Origin of the sequence: Xenorhabdus sp. BG5, from assembly GCF_015163665.1 — a bacterium.
Lineage (GTDB): Bacteria > Pseudomonadota > Gammaproteobacteria > Enterobacterales > Enterobacteriaceae > Xenorhabdus.
Genome location: NZ_JADEUG010000017.1, coordinates 41,740 through 62,036 on the forward strand (window position 1 = coordinate 41,740; position 20,297 = coordinate 62,036).

Consider the following 20,297-nt stretch of genomic DNA (forward strand, 5'->3'; position numbering starts at 1 on the left):
TGCTCAATTTTAAATCGGTCATTCGGATGAAACAATGAATCAAACCAATCGAGCAGTGGTTACGACATCCACGCTATATGTTGTGCCAACCCCTATTGGAAATCTGGGGGATATTACTCAGCGTGCTCTTGAAGTTCTTAAACATGTCGATTTGATTGCAGCCGAAGATACGCGACACACTGGCTTGTTGCTTCAACATTTTGCCATTAATGCGCGCATGTTCGCACTTCACGATCATAATGAACAGCAAAAAGCAGATCAATTGCTTACGAAACTTGAACAAGGCGCGAGCATCGCATTGGTATCTGATGCCGGTACGCCATTGATTAACGATCCGGGTTATCATCTGGTTCGCCGTTGCCGTGAAGCCGGTATCAATGTGGTTCCATTACCTGGCCCTTGTGCGGCCATTACCGCATTGTCTGCTGCTGGTTTGCCTTCAGATCGTTTTTGTTATGAAGGCTTTTTGCCCGCTAAAAGTAAGGGACGTCAGGATACCTTGCGTGAATTAGCGCAAGAGCCGCGTACGCTGATTTTCTACGAATCGACACATCGTCTGTTGGACAGTTTAGAAGATATTGTAAAAGTATGGGGTGCCGATCGCTATATCGTGTTGGCACGAGAATTAACCAAAACGTGGGAATCGATTCAAGGAATGCCCGCGGGTGAGCTTCTGGCATGGGTCAAGGAAGATGAAACTCGTCGCCGCGGAGAAATGGTGCTGATTGTAGAGGGGTATCGTAAGCCCGCTGAGGATAGCTTGCCACCCGAAGCATTGCGAACACTGGCATTGTTGCAAAAAGAGCTGCCATTGAAAAAGGCAGCGGCATTGGCGGCAGAGATCCACGGCGTGAAGAAAAATGCCTTGTATCGTTATTCACTCGATCAAAACCAGGCGTTGGAGCAAATTGAAGAAGACGCGTGAAAACCCTATACATTGGATATTAAACCTCTTATAATCCGCGCCGGAGTTGACCAGACAGTCGCTGCTTTACTGCTCTTCCGGGAGAAGTAAAGGGGAGGAAAGTCCGGGCTCCACAGGGCAGGGTGCCAGATAACGTCTGGGAGGCGAAAGCCTACGACTAGTGCAACAGAGAGCAAACCGCCGATGGCCCAGCTTTGTTTGGGATCAGGTAAGGGTGAAAGGGTGCGGTAAGAGCGCACCGCGCGACTGGCAACAGTTCGTGGCACGGTAAACTCCACCCGGAGCAAGACCAAATAGGGGTTCGCATGGTACGGCCCGTACCGAACCCGGGTAGGTTGCTTGAGCCAGTGCGCAAGTGCTGGCCTAGATGAATGGCTGTCCAAGACAGAACCCGGCTTATCGGTCAACTTCACAGATTTTGCCCTATAAAGCAGATGCTTTATAGGGCTTTTTCTTTATAAATAAGAAATTATCAGTCAGCCAAATCAATCAGCAAGCCCCGAAACGGCGTCTCCGCTAGTAACATCACTTTCTGCTCTTCCTGAATAAAGACACCATCCCCACAGTTAATCTTTACCTCCCTGCTTTGGTTGCCATTAATTATTGCATTACCACTGATGGATTGCAGGTAAGCATGTTTGCTACGTAAAGCCAAAATTTGGCTGTCATGGGGTTTAAGCACAAGATAGCTTATCCATACTTGTTGGCGCAGATGCATACTGTGATTTTCCGACGTAGGAGAGGCCAATAAGGTAAGCGGTTTGTTTGGCAGAGTGACATGCTGTAATGGCCGTGCTTCTTGCTGAGGACAGGCATTGAGCCAGAGTTGCAGCCGTGTCAATGGAAGCGTGTCACTGGTATTGTGCTCACTGTAACGGATCCCTTGACGCGCAGAAAATAGCAAACAGTCTCCCTGGTGTGCATGAAAGTTATTGCCTTCACTGTCTCGATATTGGGCTTCTCCTTGCAGGATAATATTCAGGACATCAACATGTGGGTAAGATTTGGGTTGGAACTCGGCTTTCGGTGCCAAAACTTCCTGATTAAGAACACGCAACGTCTTATAGTTCAAAAATTTTGGGTCAAAATAGTGACCAAATGAAAAAGTATAGCGAGCCTGTAACCAGCCATAATCGGCTTTTCCGCATTGATTTGCTGTTCTCATTATTATCATGCTGTTATCTCTTCAACTATAGATCTATGACTGTCGATCTTAATTATCTGGACGTTGAAATGTTAGCCAGTTAATCTGGTGGCTATATTCAAAATTCCTGATTGAGAAAAATATGGGTAAAGAACGTGCGCTTACTTTGGAATCCCTGCGGGTAATGGATGCGATAGACCGACGGGGAAGTTTTGCTGCGGCAGCGGATGAGTTGGGGCGAGTTCCTTCTGCACTGAGCTATACCATGCAGAAATTGGAAGAGGAATTGGACGTTGTGCTGTTTGATCGCTCTGGTCATCGCACGAAATTTACCAATGTTGGCCGGATGCTATTGGAGCGAGGGCGGTTACTGCTTGAAGCTGCGGATAAATTGACAGCAGATGCAGAAGCACTTGCGCGTGGTTGGGAAACACATCTGACTATTGTGTGTGAAGCGTTGTTTCCAATGGCATCACTGTTTCCTCTTGTGGATAAATTGGCGGCTAAATCGAATACGCAGCTTTCGTTAATGACGGAAGTATTAGCCGGTGCGTGGGAACGCCTGGAAACAGGATATGCTGATATTGTGATTGCACCTGATCTGCATTTCAGGGCTTCAGCCGAAGTGAATTCGCGGGCACTTTATTCTATTAACAATGTCTATGTTGCCAGTGCGGATCACCCTATCCATCATGAACCCGAACCCCTGTCTGATGCCACACGAGTGAAATATCGTGGAATAGCTGTCGCTGATACGGCAAGAGAACGTCCGGTGTTGACGGTTAAATTATTGGATAAACAACCGCGCTTGACCGTAAGTTCACTGGAAGATAAACGTCGGGCACTGTTGGCAGGATTAGGCGTGGCAACCATGCCATACCCTATGGTGGAACAAGATATTGCCGAAGGTCGTTTGCGGGTTATTGGTTCGGAATACAGCCATGAAACCAACATTATCATGGCATGGCGGCGCGATAGTATGGGAGAAGCCAAGTCTTGGTGCTTGCGTGAAATCCCTAAATTATTTGCGAAGCAAAAACATGCGTGAAAAAACAATTAAGGTTCATGCCAAGATAATAAAAAGAATGTAGCGAATATCATAACGCCCCTTGCTGCGAATACACAGGAAGGGGCTATAAAAAGAAAGGGAAATGATCTGTTTTTCTTCGATTACCAATTTTTCTTCATTACATGGTCAATACTGAATCTTCCTGGTCCCATCATAGCCAGTAACAGGTAGCCTGCGCTGATGGAGACGTTTTTCAGGAACATAGTCAGGTTCAGGTCATTTGAAAAATCGCTATGGAACAGAAGCGCGGTCAGAATACAGAAAATAAATGTAAATACCGCCGTGGTGCGGGTCAACAGGCCGAGCATCATAGCAAGCCCGCCCCCTAGTTCAAGTAAGATAGTCAGTGGTAATAGAATGCCTGGCACCTTCATGGCTTCCATAAATTCTTGCGTTCCTGCATAGGCATTACCTAGTTTTCCATATCCTGCGATAATGAAAAGAACGGATATTAAAATACGGGCAACCAACAGGCCACTATCTTCAAATTTTTTCATGATTGTCTCCACAAATACCGCAGGCCGCGATAAATAAACTGTCTGTTTAGCTTTTATTGTCCAAAAAACGGGCTGAACAGCACGATTTGTTAATCATTATCTGATGGGAAGTATTCTACGGAGAGGTATTATTGGTTGATAGTAAGGAATATTAACTATTTCATGCAGTTTTTTTGAAAGATGGGTTGGTATTTAAAAATTAATACCAACAATTTTTATATAGTGTGTTTCGTACAATTTTTATGATACCGAAGATGTTGATTATACGACGTGACCAGCGATAAAACGGCCTGGGGTGACGGAGTCCGTAAAGCAGGGCAAGGCCAGAACCGATAGCAACATAAGGCTTAAAAGCAATAAGGGTTTGCCAGCCTTTATCATAGGGTTGTGTCACTTCAAGCCAGTTCTGGCCATAAGTAGCAAGTAACTGTCGTTGTTGCTGGATCTCTTTTAATAGCTGCTGCTTTCGCAAATTCCGCTGACGATCCGACTTATTCATGCGAATCATCCTCCAGCATTTTGCGGTCAACATGCAATTGTGTTCGAGTGGTGTTAAGAAAGGCCAGCTTTCGCGCCTTTTTTATCGTCCATATTGCACTAAATACGGCGAGGAGGAGCAACATTCCGGCAGTGATAGCGATTGCCATTATTCGATAGGCGGGATCGGTGGCCCAGAATATCAGTGCCAGTAGGCACATCAGGCTAAAGCCCGCAAATAGTAATGTTAATCCTGCCAGTAGTAGCAGTTGTACCAGTGTTGCCGCTCCCTCTTCCAACTCAACAGCAACGAGTTGGATGCGAGTTTCAACCATGTGAACAGCAATTGCCGCGACTCGCCGTACAGTATCAAAGAGTCCTTTTCCTGGGCCTTTCGCGTGAGGAGATTGAGTCATGTCAGCGCCTTGAAAGCAGAACGCCCAATACAACGCCAATAGCCGCACCTATACCGACACCGGCCCACGGATTTTCACGAACGTAACTATCCGCATGACCGGCAATTTCTTTGGTTTGACCAACCAGTTTATCGCTAGCTTCACTGAGCGTAGTTCGTGCATTTTTCAACGTTCTTTCTGCCTTGCTGCGTAGTTTTTCCAGTTCCGCTTTTGAGTTATCACCGGAGCTATTGAGAACTTCTTCTAGCGTATCCGCAAGAGATTGTAATTCAGCACGTAGATCTTCAGAGCTTTTCTTTTGTGGCATTGCCTGTCTCCTTAAATATACGATGGATGAATTTCAAACATAGACGTTTTTATCAAGAGATGAAAGTGAAGTGGGTGAAAAATTGTCACAATATATTGCAGATTAACCTTAAAGGAACGAAAAGGGCGATATCCTGTGGTATTTTCGCGACCATACCACAGGGTCACTAGAGGAAAAAAGTTATGATAGAGATTTATTAGCACGCTTTTTGCGCCAAATGACCGTCAGGCTGCCAATTAAGCCAATGAGCAATAGGCCTACAGGTAACAGTACCAAAAAATTCATCAGATATTCTTCATACTGGCGGAACAGAGGGCTTTTACCAAGGGCATAACCCAAAGTTGTTAGAATAACTACCCACATGAACCCACTAAGCCAATTGAATATTTGAAAACGTCCATTTTTTAGCCCTGCAAGGCCTGCCAGTGTTGGCAATAATGTTCTGATAAAGGCGATAAAACGGCCTATCAGTAAGGCAGATAAGCCATGACGATGGAATAAGTTATGTGCGCGTTGATGATAATGTGCAGGAAGATGTGACAGCCAGCCCTGAACTAATTTTGTATTGCCAAGCCATCTTCCCTGAAGATATCCGATCCAGCAGCCGAGGCTGGCGCCGGTGGTGAGAATGACTAATGTTACAGGAAAACTCATGGTTTCTTTTGCAATTAAAACACCGACTAATATGAGCAGGCTATCGCCCGGTAAAAAGGCCGCAGGTAATATCCCGTTTTCCAGAAACAAGATGGTAAATAGCAGTATGTAGATTGCCCATACCAACGACGGATTAGCCAATGTTTCGTAATCTTGGTGCCAGAGTGCATAAATAAGGTCTGTTACAATTTCCATCAAATGTTCCTAAAACACGGATTAAGGATTACATCTTACTTTTATGGTGCATTTATGGTTAATTTCTATTAAATACTTTGCAGTCAAAAGTAATTAATATCAGTTGTCATAAAATGATCTCGAAATCCCTTCAAAGTGGCATAAAGATCGACTGGCACACTTTAACAAAATCAGCTGTATCGAGACAGAAGATTTTGTTGATCAATTGAACATTTACCTAAATGTAAAAATTAATTCATTTAGATATCTCAATTAATTAATCGATAGATGAAATTTTACAAAATATCATTAATGAGTAATTTGGCGTGTGAAATGGCTAAATTTATATCTCTTGCCAGTTAAATTCATGCTTGCTATTTGATTAATAGTGGAAAGTAATTTCTCAATGCTATTCATTTTCGATAAATAATCTGCGCCTATTGTTGAAAGGGTTTTTTAGTAATTGATTGAATTAATAGATTAATTTTTTGCTTCTTGTGGTGACACCTATTACATCATGAATACCTAAGAATGTATTGGATGAAAAAAGTGCAGTTTTGATCACATAAATGTAAATAAATTGTTATCAATTGTTGGGTTATCTGTATATTGCAATGAATTATTGTTTGTCGCCATTGATGGATAAGCTATGAAAAAACAACAAACAAACTTTGTGCAGTCTATCGCACAAGGAAGCTTGGTAAAACAAATCCTTGTCGGATTAATACTGGGGATACTACTGGCATGGTTGGCTCCTTCTGTGGCTAAATCAGCTGAATTGTTAGGGACACTTTTTATTGGAGCATTAAAAGCGGCAGCACCTGTTTTAGTATGGGTATTGGTTATGTCTTCGATTGCAAATTATAAAGCAGGCCAGAAAAGTAGCATTCGTCCCATACTGTTCCTATATCTGTTAGGAACTTTCCTAGCAGCGATTGTAGCTGTAGTTGGTAGTATGCTATTTCCATCGACGTTGACGTTAGTAACGAATGATATTCAGGTATTACCACCAGAAAACATTATTGAAGTTCTGAAAGGAATATTGCTCAATATAGTAGCTAATCCTATTGATGCGCTTATAAATGCCAACTATATCAGTATATTAGCATGGTCAACAGGAATGGGTATTGCTTTACGTCACGGAAAAGAGTCAACTAAATTTATACTTCATGATATAGCAGAAGCAGTAATGCAAGTTTTGCGTGTGATTATTCGTTTTGCACCTATTGGGATTTTTGGATTGGTATCTGCAACGATTGCAACAACAGGATTTAACGTTTTATTAGATTATGTGCAATTATTGTCTGTATTGCTAGGGTGTATGGTTTTCATGGCCTTAATAATTAATCCATTAATTGTTTTTTGGAAAATTCGTCGTAATCCTTACCCGTTAGTTTTCGCTTGCTTGCGTGAAAGTGGAATAACTGCGTTCTTTACTCGCAGTTCTGCGGCAAATATTCCTGTTAATATGGCAATGTGCCGTCGCATGAATTTAAATGAAGATACTTATTCAATTTCTATTCCTTTGGGGGCCATTATCAATATGGGCGGTGCAGCAGTTACTATAACCGTATTGACATTAGCTGCTGTAAATACGTTGGGTATCAGTGTTGATATACCAACCGCCATTTTGTTGAGCGTAGTGTCTGCTGTGGCTGCATGTGGCACCTCGGGAGTTGTTGGCGGTTCTTTATTGTTAATTCCGTTAGGATGCAGTATGTTTGGGATTTCTAATGAAGTCGCTATGCAGGTTGTTGCAGTAGGTATGATTATAGGTGTAGTGCAAGACTCCGTTGAAACTGCGCTGAATTCCTCCACTGATGTGCTGTTTACTGCCGCCGCTTGTCAGGCCGAAGAGTCTCGTATTGCGGCGGATCGACTGGCGCAGCGTTAATCAGCATAAAAGCGGTGATAATCAGATGAGTACAAATTATCACCGTTTTTGTTTTTAAGCTTTAGCGCTATTGATCATTACATGTTAAGTGCTAATCGGGCCCCTTGAGCGATTGCCCTGCGCGCATCTAACTCGGCGGCAATATCTGCTCCACCAATGATATGCACATTTTTTCCCATTGCTTGTAACGGTTGGTAGAGTGTTTTCAAGGGTTCCTGTCCTGCGCAAATAATCACATTATCTACTTCAAGGCATTGTTGATCGTCGCCACGGCGGATATGTAATCCTTGATCATCAATCTTCAAGTATTGAACACTGTTTAACATCGTTACGCCCCGCATTAACAGGCTAGTTTTATGCACCCAACCTGTAGTTTTTCCTAAGCCATCCCCGACTTTGGTATCCTTGCGTTGCAGCAGATAGATTTTACGAGGGGAACGTTCGACCTGGGCACCTTCTGGTCGTAATCCTCCCCTGTGCATCATTGTCCGATCAATTCCCCACTCATGGCTAAAAGCATGGCTGCTTAAGCTGGTGCTTTGTCCACTTTGACTCAAATACTCAGCAGTATCAAAACCAATGCCTCCCGCACCGATAATGGCGACCCGTTTTCCGACTTGCCGTTTATGTTTCAATACATCAAGGTAAGTCAGCACCTTTCCATGTTCAATACCATCTATATTGGGGATGCGTGGCATGATCCCTGTCGCGATGACAACTTCATCAAACGATAAAAGTTGGTCGGCAGTTGCCGTATGGTTGAGGCATACTTCGACGCCGTTCAATGCTAATTGACGTTCAAAATAGCGTAAAGTTTCATGAAATTCTTCTTTGCCAGGGATCTGTTTGGCGATATTAAACTGCCCGCCGATTTGGTTTTCTCGTTCAAACAGCGTGACATGGTGTCCTCGGCTGGCCGCTGTGACAGCAAAGGATAATCCCGCTGGTCCGGCACCGATGACAGCAATGGTTTTGGGGGGGATGGCAGGAGCGGCAATAAATTCCGTTTCATGGCAGGCTCGTGGATTGACCAGACAAGAGGTCAGCTTGCCGACAAATATTCTGTCCAGACAGGCTTGGTTACAGCCTATGCAGGTATTGATTTCATCAACACGGTCCTGTTCAGTTTTCAATACAAATTCGGCATCAGCAAGAAAAGGGCGTGCCATAGAAACCATATCAGCGCAGCCCTCACTGAGAACTTGTTCGGCAACCAGGGGACTGTTGATGCGGTTGGTTGTAATTAAAGGGATGCTGACTTTCCCCATCAACTTTTGCGTAACCCAGCTAAATCCGGCTCTGGGTACCATCGTGGCAATCGTTGGAATATGGGCTTCATGCCAGCCGATGCCGGTATTGATAATGGATGCCCCTGCTTTTTCAATCTCCCGTGCCAGCTGTTCGATCTCTTGCCAATTGGAGCCATCTTCCACTAAATCCAGCATAGAAAGGCGGTAGATGATGATAAAACGTTCCCCCGTGATAGCACGGACCGCTTTGACAATTTCTAGTGCAAAGCGCATGCGATTTTCGAAAGTTCTCCCCCATTGATCCTGTCGATGATTGGTGCGTGTGACCAGAAACTGATTGATGAGATAACCTTCTGAGCCCATGATTTCCACGCCATCATAGCCAGCTTGTTGTGCCAGTTGGGCACAGTGGGCAAAATCCTTGATTGTCTGCCGGATGTCGTTCTCAGACATTTCTCTCGGCATAAAGGGGGTAATCGGGGCTTGAATGGCTGAAGGTGCAACAGAATTTTTCTGATAGCTGTAGCGTCCGGCGTGCAGGATTTGTAAAGCAATTTTTCCCCCTGCCTGATGTACCGCTTCTGTAATAAACTTGTGGTGAGGCAGGTGAGCTTCACTATTCAGGATGCTTGCTCCTGCCGCAACAACGCCCTGCGGGTTTGGTGCGATACCGCCGGTCACAATCAGTGCGACGCCTCCCGCTGCCCGTTCTGCATAAAATTGGGCTAAACGTTGGGCACCGTCGGGATGTTCTTCAAGCCCCGTGTGCATTGAACCCATCAATACACGGTTTTTTAGTGTGGTAAAGCCCAAATCCAGCGGTGCAAGCAGGTGAGGGTAATTGCTCATTGCATTCTCCATCAAATATTTGGTAGCTCAAGAAATATTATTGTTTTCCATATGAAGCTAAACAGCCTAAGTGGTCGGATGAGATGATGATTAAATTTAGACAGTTCCGGCATTATTGGAACCACTTTGTTAATTGATTGTGACAAATATCATGAAATAGAGTTTCAATCGTCCCTTAATGAAAATCTATTGAGGCGAGAAATTCCTCTTATTGATGATTGCCGCATGTTTTTAACGGTGCATACTGTGAGTATATTCTTACGGAATGATGAATAATTAAGCCTTGGCAGGAAACAGGTGTCAGAGAAATAAGTGGGGAGAGATGTAATTATGGGAAAAATAACAGATTGGGTGACGTTAACCGGAAAAAGTGTGACTTTAATACCTTTGTCACATGATAGACATGATGAATTTGTTCGTGCTATTGAGGATGGGCAGTTACATAAGCTGTGGTATGCCAGTGTGCCTGATCCTGCCAATGTCCAGACGGAAATTGAACGTCGTTTAACCCTGCATAGCAAGGGCAGCATGTTACCTTTTGCTGTCATCAATAATGCAACGGGGATAGCGGTTGGCATGACAACTTATATGAATATTGATGCGAATATTCCCAGATTGGAAATTGGTTCTACATGGTATGCGCATTCTGTCCAACGCACAGCGATTAATACTGAAGCCAAGTTTTTACTGTTGCAGTATGCATTTGAGGAGCTGGAATGCGTTGCCGTGGAACTCCGTACCCATTTTTTAAACCATCAAAGCCGCAAGGCGATTGAACGATTGGGAGCAAAACTGGATGGGATTTTGCGTCATCACCAGCGAGCCAAAGATGGTTCAGTAAGGGATACTTGTGTTTATAGCATTCTGTTCAATGAATGGCCCGCCATTAAAACGCATCTTACATGGTTAATGACGAAGCCACGTTGAGTGTCTAATTGGTATTTCTTTCTGGCAGGAAATCAGGCGGCTTTCAGGGATGCCTTGATACCGTTTTCCAGATCATCCAGTAATTGATAGCGACGGCGATATTCGGCGCGTTTTTTACTGGGGATCTCATCCAAAGATTTTCTTTCTATGCATGATGGTAAATGGAAATCATTATTTTCCTTTCTGACGCCACTTAGCGATTCCCAGAAAGAATTGTAATCGGCCACCATCTTATTTTTCTTTTTATGCCAATAACGGATGCTACGGTAAATATGAGTTTCGTTACTGGCTGCCAGGATTTGTTCACAATTCATATGATCGGCAAAACGACAAATAGCCTCAATCAACAGGCGCTTGGGGAATAATCCATAACACTCTTTAGTTGCATGGCGGATAATCTCCAGAGAATTATCCCCTTTAGTTGGCCCTTGTAGTGCACCAATAAAGAGTGTCTGTTTGCCATCAATGGTTAATAAAGTGAAAGCACACTTGGCCAGAATAACATTCTCCGCAGTAGTAATATAAAGAGAAAGTTCACCTTCTTTATTCAGGTTGTCCAGTGCATCAATATATATCAGAAATGTTTCATTTTTCCCTTGAATAGTAGCCAGTAAATAAGCCTGAACCGCAAAAATTCGATTAATAACCGTAGATTCTAACTGTTTGAATAATATTTGATAATGATCATTCAGCGCGCCAACAATCTGGTTACGCTTAAAATTAATGCTTAAGTATGGACGATGTAATTTACAAGGCCAACTGGGTTGTTTTTTCAAAATATCCAGATAATGAGGCGTTCTGGTGATACCATTCAACAGTTTTAATGTCGAAATGGGGGTCAGAAGGCTGCGTAGGGCAAATTTAGTACGGGTACCGGAAGAATACCAGAGCTCCCCTGGGATAATTCGTTTTCCGACAAGATCAGCAAATAGCTTCATTCCTGAAGACGTAGGTTGTTGTAAATAACTCATTAACTCAAGCTCAACAAAAGTAAAAGATATTTATACCCACTAGGTTTCAAGTTGTAGCACAGTGGCAAAAGGGTAACCCCCAAGAGCAGAGCGAACTCTGTGTTGATAACTACGTGACTAAGGGATGTGGACGTAGCCAGCAAAGCTGTAACTTGAAAGGTGATGGGAATAGACAAGGTGGCATTATATCATTGATTTATCAAATTCTACCTATATGTTTGCAAAATATGCATTTACTTTAATTTTATTTATTTTTTATAGTAAAGAGTATTATTTTATTATCATTTTTTATAAAAAATAATGCCTATTTTATTTAATAAATTATTCCTTAAATGATATTTATGCTTTATATGTTACTTTTATCTTATTTATGTATTGTTTTTCTTTAATATTTCTAAATTTTCAAGCCAGTTTCATGTGTAATAAAGGAAATGGATTCCCTTGTCCATCAAGCTCTGAACGAGAAAATACCTGAAATCCCATATATTGGTAGAAGCCGACGCCTTGTGTATTTTGCTCGTTGACATCCAATTCGTTGATCTGTAATTCATTAATAGCAAATTGCAGTAACATCTTACCGATCCCTGCTCCTCGCGCTTGTGGCGCAATAAACAACATTTCTACTCGATGTTGATCGGTACTAATAAATCCTACGATATTATCTTGTACATCTACCGCCTTATAAACAGTGAGAGTGGGTAAATAATCGTTAAGGATTTGTGGGCGTAAAACCTCTATCATAGACTTGGGTAAGAAATCATGAGTAGCAAGTACAGATGCCTCCCAAATTTGAATTAGTGTCGAAAAATCGGCTTTGGTGGCTTGTTGTATTTGCATTTCATACCCCTAAATTTTTCTGTTGATTTCGGTTTCAGTATGGATGTTTTTTCGGCTATCTTAAAGTTAAAAATGTGTAATACAAACGCTGGCGCTTGGTCCCTAAGCACGGATTGTGTGTACTCATAACCAGCAATCAATACCAACTTCAACGAAACCAACACTGGCATAATAATTGTTCTTGTTTACGTCAGTTAAGATAATCAATATATACTGCATCTTAAATGATGCATAACATAGGGTTTGAAAACCGTCGTTGATATCAAATCGGACGGTTTTCGATGATAATTTGGCAGAATTAAGCCATTAATGCGACCAGAACAACAAATGTTTGACGCAGACATACTGAACTCAGGATGTTCACTGAGAAGTCGCACCATTGCATCATCATGTAAACTGGTTGTTGGCATAAAACTATTACTGAAATCCAAAGCGTTCAGCGATCTTGACAATGCGTTCACGGTGGTTTGGTAGCATATATTCTAAGTTGTTGTTAGCTTGAGCCAAAATATGCGCATCGGCAGTTTCAGGTGTACCTCCAGCTAAAGGCATTGCGGGGTCATATTCATATTCAAGTTGTATCAGCTTGGCGTGATCTTCCCCTTGAATGGTGGCAGAAAGCGCAAAACCAAAATCAATACCTGCAGTGACGCCACCCCCCGTTACACGATTGCGATCAAAAACAACACGTTCCTGTGTTGGAATTGCTCCAAAAAATGCTAGATCATCACGTACCACCCAATGTGATGTTGCACGATATCCTTTTAAAAGTCCGGCAGCAGCTAAAATCATAGAACCTGTGCAAACACTTGTAATCCATTGACTTTGCTCACCAATTTTAGCAACCCAAGATAGGGTTTCTTCATCTTCCATTGCTTCAGTACTGCCCAAACCACCGGGAACACATAAAATATCGGCAGAGTGTATATCGCCAAAACAATCTGTTGGTATGACTGAAAATCCAGCATCTGTGGCAACAGGGTCTTTTGTTTTGGCAACAAAATGTACTGAAGCATCTTTAAGGCGAGTGAGAATTTGCGCGGGGCCAGCAAAATCAAGCTGAGTGACTGCGGGATATAAAAGGAAGGCAATTTTCATATTATTCTCCAAATAGCTCATGAAAAAACTTAATGTAGAATTGTCTTACGTAAATATCAGATTGATTCAATTTTACTCCATATCAAAAAAATCTAATGCTTCGCACTTCGCGAAAAACAATCTTTTTAGTCTTTAAAATTAGAAAATAATGCGCTTAATTTGTATAAAGATGGCTGCTGAAGTGATCTGTTGTGTAAGATCTTGATGACGTTGACTCATATAAAAATCGACCTATTTATTGCGAAACGCCATAACGTTCTCCTCAGGAAGAAAATGCCTGCCACTGAGATTGGAAATAGACCAAAATAATTGTTGTTTGATCAGTGTAAATTAAGAGATGAAAAATAAAAAAGCGCCGCAAGTTGCGACGCTTTCATATAAATCCAGCTTATTTTGTAACTAGCTTACCAGTACACGATCTTTACGGTACAAGCTCGCCAGCAGCATATAAATCGCGGTAGCCAATAACACAATGAAAAAGAAACTCATCAATCCATTGTGTTGAACCTTAAAGTAGTGTTGTAGCATAAAATGCCCTGCTACCAGTGGCCCAACGGCGGAACCGACACTGTAACTTAACAACATGACCTGGCTTGCCGCGACAATATAGGATGCATCCAGTTTGTCACAAGCAAGGGTAATCGCAATGGGATACAACGCAAAAGATGACATGCCCAAAAGAGCCAGTGACACTATCATGACAATATAATGTTCAAAGAGATAGGTCATTCCTACGGCAAATACACCTAATAATGAGACCATTGCCAGTAAAAAAGTTTTGCTCATGATAATGGACAGTTTACTGATAATGGGTTGTATGACCATTCCGCCTAGAATAATGGCTGCCATCAATACACCGACTTGATCAGCACTGAAATGACTTTGGCTGAGTGATAAAGGCATCAAACCATAGATAGTGCCCATAATAATACCCGATGTCATGCAACCAACGATCGCGGGTTTACTGAATTCAGTCATTTTTCTCAGCGATAGACTTTGGTGGTGGAGCGCAGGAGGCTGACCATGACGCATGAATAATGGAGGCAAAATCGCAACAAACAGCAGTGCCGAAATTACCATAAAGGGAATCGTTCCCTGCGTGCCAATAGGCCCAATTAATAACTGGCCTAAAGTGGTCCCACCGTAAAGGGAAGTCATATAAAAGCTCAGGCGCTTGGCACGTTCTTTGGGATTGTCGCCGATCAATAGCCAGGATTCGACCACGACAAAGATACCGGCAACGGCCACGCCGGCAATACACCGCACAACTAACCAAATTTCTTTATTTGGGAAAAAAGGCAATACAATGACGGTCGCTGACAAAAGCAACAAAAAAACAATGAATGAAAGACGGTGGCCTATCTTGGCGATAACAGGTTCAATCATCATTGAACCGATTAATAAACCGGCATAATAAGCACTGGCTAACCAACTGGCGTAAACCGTATCAATGCTGAAACTTGCCATCGACAACGGAATTAAGCTCATTAGGTAACCAGAAGCAATGGCAAAAACAGTCAAGCCAGCGACAGGTGCAAATGCACTGTCATTCTTGCGCAGCAGTTTCACTACTGTCGTCTCCACATAAAAAATTAGCCAGAAATGCGCTGCTTCTCATCAAGATTTTGCCGAATGGCGCCACGATATATGCCAAGGACTGGAATATATCTTGGTGATTTAAGCAGTAGGTAGGTCACTCAATAACCTTGAGTGGTGCGGACTATAGCCCTTTCTCACAAAGAGATACAACGAGAAAAACTGATACTTATGAATGAAAAGATTTATGGAAAAAGGAGATTGTGGTTGGAGCCGAAAGAAGCCTGATCTATCAGTGACATGACGTCCCATATTTAAGAATGACCATGTAAATTCTAAGATCATTTAACTAATATTAATTTCTTGTTGAAAATATTCAGGACTTGTACTATACCTTTATTATAGACCAAACTTAATTATATTTTTTTCTTGCTTGAAGGTTATTGAGTGTTTGGGGCTATTATTTTCTAAAATAAGGATCTGTAAAAAATAGATTAATAAATTATTCTAACTTATTAATTGACAGGGATCTACGAGAGCTATTAAATTCCGTAATGAAGGGTAACAATGTTTATTTTTATATTAAATCTGACTTAATTGCTATTCTTTTTTACATATTCTTAATCAGAAAAAATTAAGTTTTCAATGAATTTTTCTCGATTTATAAATCCGGGGGATATTATGAATAAACCATTATCTACTGAATCAGAATTTTCTTTGCTTGTTAGCAAGGAACTGAAAATTATCGAATCTTTATCTGAAGAAACAGCAAATATGTTAAAGCACAAAACGACAGATGATTCGATCATAAAGTCATCGGAACCCAAGACGCGCATATATAAAGCTACTTTGGATTTAACTAGTTACATCTTTTATGCTACATTTACTCTAGAAGTTGAGGGTTTGAAAACTTTTTACGGAAAAGCTGGAGCATATGGATTTCCGGGAAAAGGAAGTTTTTCCGGCGATTTTGTGTCCTATACGGATGATGTTGATGTACTTTATCGGGAAGCAACATCCTTTCTTGCAGTTGTAACACCTCTAACTATTACTGTAGGTTTTATTGCGTCTTTTCAGAAAGTGGCTCAGTTTAACGGTACCGGATTAGGAACGATAACTTCCTCACTTGGAGGTGGTGGTTATTGGGAGTAATATACAGGCTATTAAGTGATAACGCTTTATTTTAAATATAAAAAAGGCTTCATTTGTGAATTGATCATCGTTGCCAACACATAAATCAAAACCACGTAATGAAGCCTATTTTGATCAGGGCAACAGAATGATTGCATATTATATTGGATTATATTCGAATTCATTATAACTAGACTATTATCAACCTCTTTTCGAATCCGCAATAATATGTTTGTTGTGAAAGGAACATAGCCCATCAATCGAATGGATTGAAACAGATACGCCCATAAATATTTAGATAAAAGGCCATCTTATAGTCTGTCTTTTAGTCACATCTCAAATTACGAGCAAATGACCGCAATTTGATAAATATACCCAACTGATTTTAAAGGAAATATTTTCCAATGCTGCCTCGAGAAGTTTAAAATAATTAATATAAAAAACAGCAGGATACAAAGTTGTGTATAAGAGACAGATCTTATAGTGGCCTTAAGTTCCCAATTATTAATCCCAACGTCGGATCACCATCGAGGTATTAATACCACCAAAGGCAAAGTTATTGCTTTGGATAAACTCGGTTTGGATTTTACAGGGCTGGTGCATAATGTAATCCAACTCACCACAGGCGGGATCAATCTCGTTGAGATTGATTGTTGGGGCAAACCAACCTTCATTCATCATTTCCAGGCTTAACCATGCTTCAAGTGCACCACACGCGCCCAGCGTATGGCCGAAATAGCTTTTCAGTGAGGAGATCGGTGTTTGATTGCCAAAAATATTGGCAGTCGCTTGGCTCTCTGCCACATCTCCCCGATCGGTTGCAGTACCGTGAGCGCTGATGTAACCGATATCGGATGGCTGTAAGCCCGCTGATTTCAGTGCCATTTCAATGCATATTTGCATGGTTTCCGATTTTGGTTGGGTGATATGGGAAGCATCACAGTTAGTGGCAAATCCGATAATTTCGCCATAAATCTTGGCACCACGTGCTTTGGCGTGCTCCAATTCTTCAAGGATTAATGTCCCCGCACCTTCACCAATCACTAGCCCGTCGCGGTTAACATCAAAGGGGGAAGGTGTGGTCTTCGGTGCCTCGTTTTTCTGGCTGGTGGCGAACAGCGTATCAAATACTGCCGCTTCGGATGGGCACAACTCTTCAGCGCCCCCTGCGACCATTACAGTTTGGTAACCGTGGCGGATAGCCTCCCACGCGTAGCCAATCGCCTGACTGCCGGATGTACAGGCACTTGAGGTTGGGATCACTCGGCCGCGCAAGCCAAAGAACAGACCTGTGTTAACCGCCGTCGTATGGGGCATCATTTGCACATAGGTTGTGCCTGTGATGTTATTGGTGTGTTTTTCCGTCAGCATGGTGGCAAATTCGCTGACCGGTTTGGTACTGCCCGTAGAAGAACCATAGGCAATACCCGTTTCCCCATTGGTTAGTATTGGATCATTAAGCAAGCCTGCCATCTCTAAGGCTAGCTCTGTGGCGCGCGTTGACATCAGGGAAACACGTCCCATAGAACGAATGCGTTTACGGGTATAATGTTCGGGTAAAATAAAATCTGTAACCGGCGCTCCAAGGTGGGTATTAAGCCCATCATATTCTGCCCACGCAGGCATCTGTTGTACGGCATTCATGCCCGCTTGCAATCCCGCGGAAACAGAGTGCCAATTGTGCCCCAATGCGGTGATGCCACCCATTCCTGTAATCACTACCCTGCGAGGCTGGAATAGCGCATTGTGGTTCATAGCATCCCTCCGTTGATTGAGATGACTTGACGGGTGACATATCCCGCAATATCAGACATCAGGTAGCTGGCAAGACCCGCCACTTCTTCCGCTTGTCCCATGCGTTTCATTGGGATCATATTCATCGCTTCTTTTAAAGCCACTTCTTCCATTTGAATCATATCTGTCCCAATCAGGCCGGGTGCAATACAGTTCACGGTGATTTTTCTTTTCGCCAATTCGATTGCCAGCGCTTTTGTTGCGCCGATAATCCCTGCTTTAGCTGCGCTATAATTGACTTGTCCGCGATTACCCATCAAACCAGACACGGACGATAAGGTGATGATACGTCCTCCCTGTCGTAATCCGATCATCGGCATGACGCAAGGATGGATAACATTATAGAAGCCATCTAAATTGGTATGAATGACACTGTCCCAGTCATTGCCTTCTAAGGCTGGGAAAGCGCTATCTTTGGTGATCCCGGCATTACAGACGATGCCATAGTAAGCGCCGTGGGTTTCGATATCTTTTTCCAGCTTTTCACGGCAGGTCGTTCGATCTGAAACATCAAAATTCAGAATACGACCCCTGCCCCCGTTTGCCTGAATGTGTTCCAGTGTCTCTTCCGCACCTTTAGCATCGCGGTGATAATGTACGATGACAGTAAAACCTTCAGCTGCCAGTCGGCAGGCAATTGCCCTGCCTATCCCTTTGCTGGCACCGGTCACTAGAACTGAACGCATTATGCTACTCCATCCTGTTTATTTATGAATTGTGTGAGTTCTGTTTTGTTAGGCTGGTAGGTGTTCAGGCGGCCTGTCACCAGTACAGTGCCATTACAACTGATTTCACCTTCAAAACTGCCAAATTTTTCATCTTGCAGTAATAAATTCATCTGAATATCCAATACACTACCTGGTGTGAAAGTGGGGACTTGGCACCGTACTGCTCGTCCCCCCAATAACATGCCGAGTGTGGAATCTTCCTCTTTTCTTTCCTTGCGATGCCAACCAGACCAGACCCCAATGGTCTGAGCCATGATTTCAATAGCAAACCAACCCGGCAGATGGCCTTCTGCATTGAGAAAAGGGGATAAAACCCCATCCTGGTTGACCGTGACCTGACAATGGACATGATTGTTTGATACGTTGATCACTTTTTCCAGTAACACCATGGGGGCTTCATGCGGGAGATAACGATCTACCGATAAGTAGTCAGACATTATGCTACTCCCAATATCAGGCTGGTATTGTTGCCACCAAAGGCAAAAGAATTTGACATGACAATCGATTTTTTTAGTGGTTGTGATTGGGTTAGCAAGCCACAAGCAGGTAGTGAGGTATCTATGCTGGAGCGTGAAAAATCTTGTGCGGGTAGTGGTAAGTTACGTGTTAACAGTAACCAGCAAAGTCCCGCTTCACAGGCACCTGCGGCGCCAAGGGTATGACCGGTTAAAAACTTCGTAGAGCTGCATGGTGTGTTTTCACCAAAAATCTGATTGATAACAATGGATTCCATCTGATCATTCAATTTCGTGCCCGTTCCATGCAGGTTAATGTAACCGACATCAGCTGGAGAGAGTCCGGCATTTCCCAGTGCCATAGTGATCGCTTCAATGGCACCTTTTCCTTCAGGATGAGGGGCTGACATATGCCATGCGTCGCTTGATTCTCCTACGCCGAGTAAGGCTATCGGCTGGGGTTCCCGTGTTAGCAGCAGCAAAGTTGAGGCTTCTCCGATGGTAATGCCCTGGCGATCCTTACAAAAGGGTTCACACAAAGTTGGGGAAATGGATTCCAGGCTATTGAATCCATTGATTGGCATACGGCTCAATGTATCCGCTCCACCCACAATGGCGACATCCACCAGCCCCATTTCAATCAGGCGTTGACCACTGATCATTGCCCGTGAACTGGAAGAACAGGCGGTAGAGAGGGTAAATGCAGGCCCATCAATATTCAGGTAACTAGCAAGAAAGCGGGAAGGATCGCCCAATTCTTGTTGGTAATAATGGTAATGCTCATCGGATTGTTGATGAATTGATTGTTGATGAATCGTGCGGCTGACATGCTGATCACCTTCATCGAGGCCGGATGTGCTGGTTCCCATAATTACCGCGATGCGTTCCCGGCCATAGCGAACGATGGCTTCGTCCACTTGTGGTTTTATTTGTATCAAAGCAGCCAGTAACAAACGATTATTACGGCTATTATGTTGCAACAGGCTGTCAGGGATGACGGGGAGTTCACCGTCAACGCCGCCCAGACAGCAGGTTTTATCAGGTTGTAACCAGCCTGAGCGCTCATACATGCCAGGTGATTGATTGAGCACGAGATTCTGCGCAATCTCATCCACATTATTGCCTAAGGCATTGAGCATACCCACGGCAGAAATATAAATCATG

Annotated in this window: 20 protein-coding genes and 1 other RNA gene; 6 read left to right on the top strand and 15 right to left on the bottom strand. The window is 43.0% G+C overall.

The annotated features are described in order from the left end of the window. Positions 1 to 34 precede the first annotated feature (34 nt). Positions 35 to 925, top strand: coding sequence for a 16S rRNA (cytidine(1402)-2'-O)-methyltransferase (gene rsmI, locus IQ209_RS10690; protein ID WP_193851290.1), 891 nt, complete (start codon positions 35 to 37; stop codon positions 923 to 925). 42 nt (positions 926 to 967) lie between these two features. Then, positions 968 to 1,340, top strand: an RNA gene (gene rnpB, locus IQ209_RS10695) — RNase P RNA component class A. Positions 1,341 to 1,397: 57 nt separating this feature from the next. Here the strand turns inward: rnpB and IQ209_RS10700 are convergent. Beyond that, positions 1,398 to 2,099, bottom strand: a complete 702-nt coding sequence (locus IQ209_RS10700; RefSeq protein WP_193851291.1) for a pirin family protein — start codon at positions 2,097 to 2,099, stop codon at positions 1,398 to 1,400. Positions 2,100 to 2,211: 112 nt separating this feature from the next. Here IQ209_RS10700 and IQ209_RS10705 point away from each other — a divergent pair, with 112 nt between their 5' ends. After that, the gene (locus IQ209_RS10705; protein WP_193851292.1) at positions 2,212 to 3,117 is read left to right on the top strand and encodes a LysR family transcriptional regulator; all 906 of its coding nucleotides are present in this window, start codon (positions 2,212 to 2,214) and stop codon (positions 3,115 to 3,117) included. Between the two features lie 122 nt (positions 3,118 to 3,239). Here IQ209_RS10705 and IQ209_RS10710 read toward each other — a convergent pair whose 3' ends face one another. The 5 genes from IQ209_RS10710 to IQ209_RS10730 all read right to left on the bottom strand — a co-directional run bounded on the left by IQ209_RS10710 (position 3,240) and on the right by IQ209_RS10730 (position 5,684). Further along, a complete protein-coding gene (locus tag IQ209_RS10710; protein WP_193851293.1) occupies positions 3,240 to 3,635 on the bottom strand; it encodes a DoxX family protein in 396 nt (131 codons plus the stop codon). 199 nt (positions 3,636 to 3,834) lie between these two features. Beyond that, positions 3,835 to 4,134 (bottom strand): YqjK-like family protein, encoded by a 300-nt coding sequence (locus tag IQ209_RS10715; protein ID WP_193851294.1) that lies wholly within the window; start codon positions 4,132 to 4,134, stop codon positions 3,835 to 3,837. Next, a complete protein-coding gene (locus IQ209_RS10720; RefSeq protein WP_193851295.1) occupies positions 4,127 to 4,528 on the bottom strand; it encodes a phage holin family protein in 402 nt (133 codons plus the stop codon). The genes IQ209_RS10715 and IQ209_RS10720 overlap by 8 nt, the downstream gene beginning before the upstream one ends. Position 4,529: 1 nt before the next feature. After that, positions 4,530 to 4,835: a YqjD family protein gene (locus IQ209_RS10725; RefSeq protein ID WP_099130803.1), complete on the bottom strand. Its 306-nt coding sequence runs from the start codon at positions 4,833 to 4,835 to the stop codon at positions 4,530 to 4,532. Positions 4,836 to 5,015: 180 nt separating this feature from the next. Then, a complete protein-coding gene (locus IQ209_RS10730) occupies positions 5,016 to 5,684 on the bottom strand; it encodes a DedA family protein (RefSeq protein ID WP_193851296.1) in 669 nt (222 codons plus the stop codon). A 628-nt stretch (positions 5,685 to 6,312) separates the two neighbouring features. Here IQ209_RS10730 and sstT point away from each other — a divergent pair. Next, positions 6,313 to 7,557, top strand: a complete 1,245-nt coding sequence (gene sstT / locus IQ209_RS10735) for a serine/threonine transporter SstT (RefSeq protein WP_193851297.1) — start codon at positions 6,313 to 6,315, stop codon at positions 7,555 to 7,557. A 77-nt stretch (positions 7,558 to 7,634) separates the two neighbouring features. Here the strand turns inward: sstT and IQ209_RS10740 are convergent, their stop codons facing one another. Beyond that, a complete protein-coding gene (locus IQ209_RS10740) occupies positions 7,635 to 9,656 on the bottom strand; it encodes an NADPH-dependent 2,4-dienoyl-CoA reductase (RefSeq protein WP_193851298.1) in 2,022 nt (673 codons plus the stop codon). Between the two features lie 330 nt (positions 9,657 to 9,986). Here IQ209_RS10740 and IQ209_RS10745 point away from each other — a divergent pair, with 330 nt between their 5' ends. Continuing rightward, on the top strand, positions 9,987 to 10,583 hold the full coding sequence (locus IQ209_RS10745) for a GNAT family N-acetyltransferase (protein WP_193851299.1): 597 nt from the start codon (positions 9,987 to 9,989) through the stop codon (positions 10,581 to 10,583). Positions 10,584 to 10,615: 32 nt separating this feature from the next. On the opposite strand, the gene IQ209_RS10750 is transcribed toward IQ209_RS10745, so the two are convergent. The 4 genes from IQ209_RS10750 to IQ209_RS10765 form a co-directional block, all read right to left on the bottom strand. Next, the gene (locus IQ209_RS10750; protein WP_193851300.1) at positions 10,616 to 11,554 is read right to left on the bottom strand and encodes a VirK/YbjX family protein; all 939 of its coding nucleotides are present in this window, start codon (positions 11,552 to 11,554) and stop codon (positions 10,616 to 10,618) included. A 402-nt stretch (positions 11,555 to 11,956) separates the two neighbouring features. Continuing rightward, positions 11,957 to 12,391 carry an acetyltransferase gene (locus IQ209_RS10755; protein WP_193851301.1) on the bottom strand — a complete coding sequence of 145 codons (435 nt, stop codon included), beginning with the start codon at positions 12,389 to 12,391 and terminating at the stop codon, positions 11,957 to 11,959. Positions 12,392 to 12,808: 417 nt separating this feature from the next. Next, the gene (locus tag IQ209_RS10760; RefSeq protein WP_193851302.1) at positions 12,809 to 13,489 is read right to left on the bottom strand and encodes a DJ-1/PfpI family protein; all 681 of its coding nucleotides are present in this window, start codon (positions 13,487 to 13,489) and stop codon (positions 12,809 to 12,811) included. A gap of 399 nt (positions 13,490 to 13,888) precedes the next feature. Continuing rightward, positions 13,889 to 15,058, bottom strand: coding sequence for an MFS transporter (locus tag IQ209_RS10765; RefSeq protein ID WP_193851303.1), 1,170 nt, complete (start codon positions 15,056 to 15,058; stop codon positions 13,889 to 13,891). 648 nt (positions 15,059 to 15,706) lie between these two features. On the opposite strand from IQ209_RS10765, the gene IQ209_RS10770 reads away from it, so the two are divergent. Further along, positions 15,707 to 16,177, top strand: a complete 471-nt coding sequence (locus IQ209_RS10770; protein WP_193851304.1) for a VapA/VapB family virulence-associated protein — start codon at positions 15,707 to 15,709, stop codon at positions 16,175 to 16,177. 483 nt (positions 16,178 to 16,660) lie between these two features. Here IQ209_RS10770 and IQ209_RS10775 read toward each other — a convergent pair whose 3' ends face one another. From IQ209_RS10775 to IQ209_RS10790, 4 genes are read right to left on the bottom strand one after another with little or no spacing between them, the layout of a single operon-like run. After that, entirely contained in the window at positions 16,661 to 17,911 is a 1,251-nt protein-coding gene (locus IQ209_RS10775) for a beta-ketoacyl-ACP synthase (protein WP_193851305.1), read from the bottom strand. Beyond that, positions 17,908 to 18,639, bottom strand: a complete 732-nt coding sequence (locus tag IQ209_RS10780; protein ID WP_193851328.1) for a 3-ketoacyl-ACP reductase FabG2 — start codon at positions 18,637 to 18,639, stop codon at positions 17,908 to 17,910. The genes IQ209_RS10775 and IQ209_RS10780 overlap by 4 nt, the downstream gene beginning before the upstream one ends. After that, positions 18,636 to 19,115: a hotdog family protein gene (locus IQ209_RS10785; RefSeq protein ID WP_193851306.1), complete on the bottom strand. Its 480-nt coding sequence runs from the start codon at positions 19,113 to 19,115 to the stop codon at positions 18,636 to 18,638. The genes IQ209_RS10780 and IQ209_RS10785 overlap by 4 nt, the downstream gene beginning before the upstream one ends. Further along, positions 19,115 to 20,296, bottom strand: a complete 1,182-nt coding sequence (locus IQ209_RS10790; protein WP_193851307.1) for a beta-ketoacyl-[acyl-carrier-protein] synthase family protein — start codon at positions 20,294 to 20,296, stop codon at positions 19,115 to 19,117. The genes IQ209_RS10785 and IQ209_RS10790 overlap by 1 nt, the downstream gene beginning before the upstream one ends. Position 20,297: the final 1 nt, after the last annotated feature.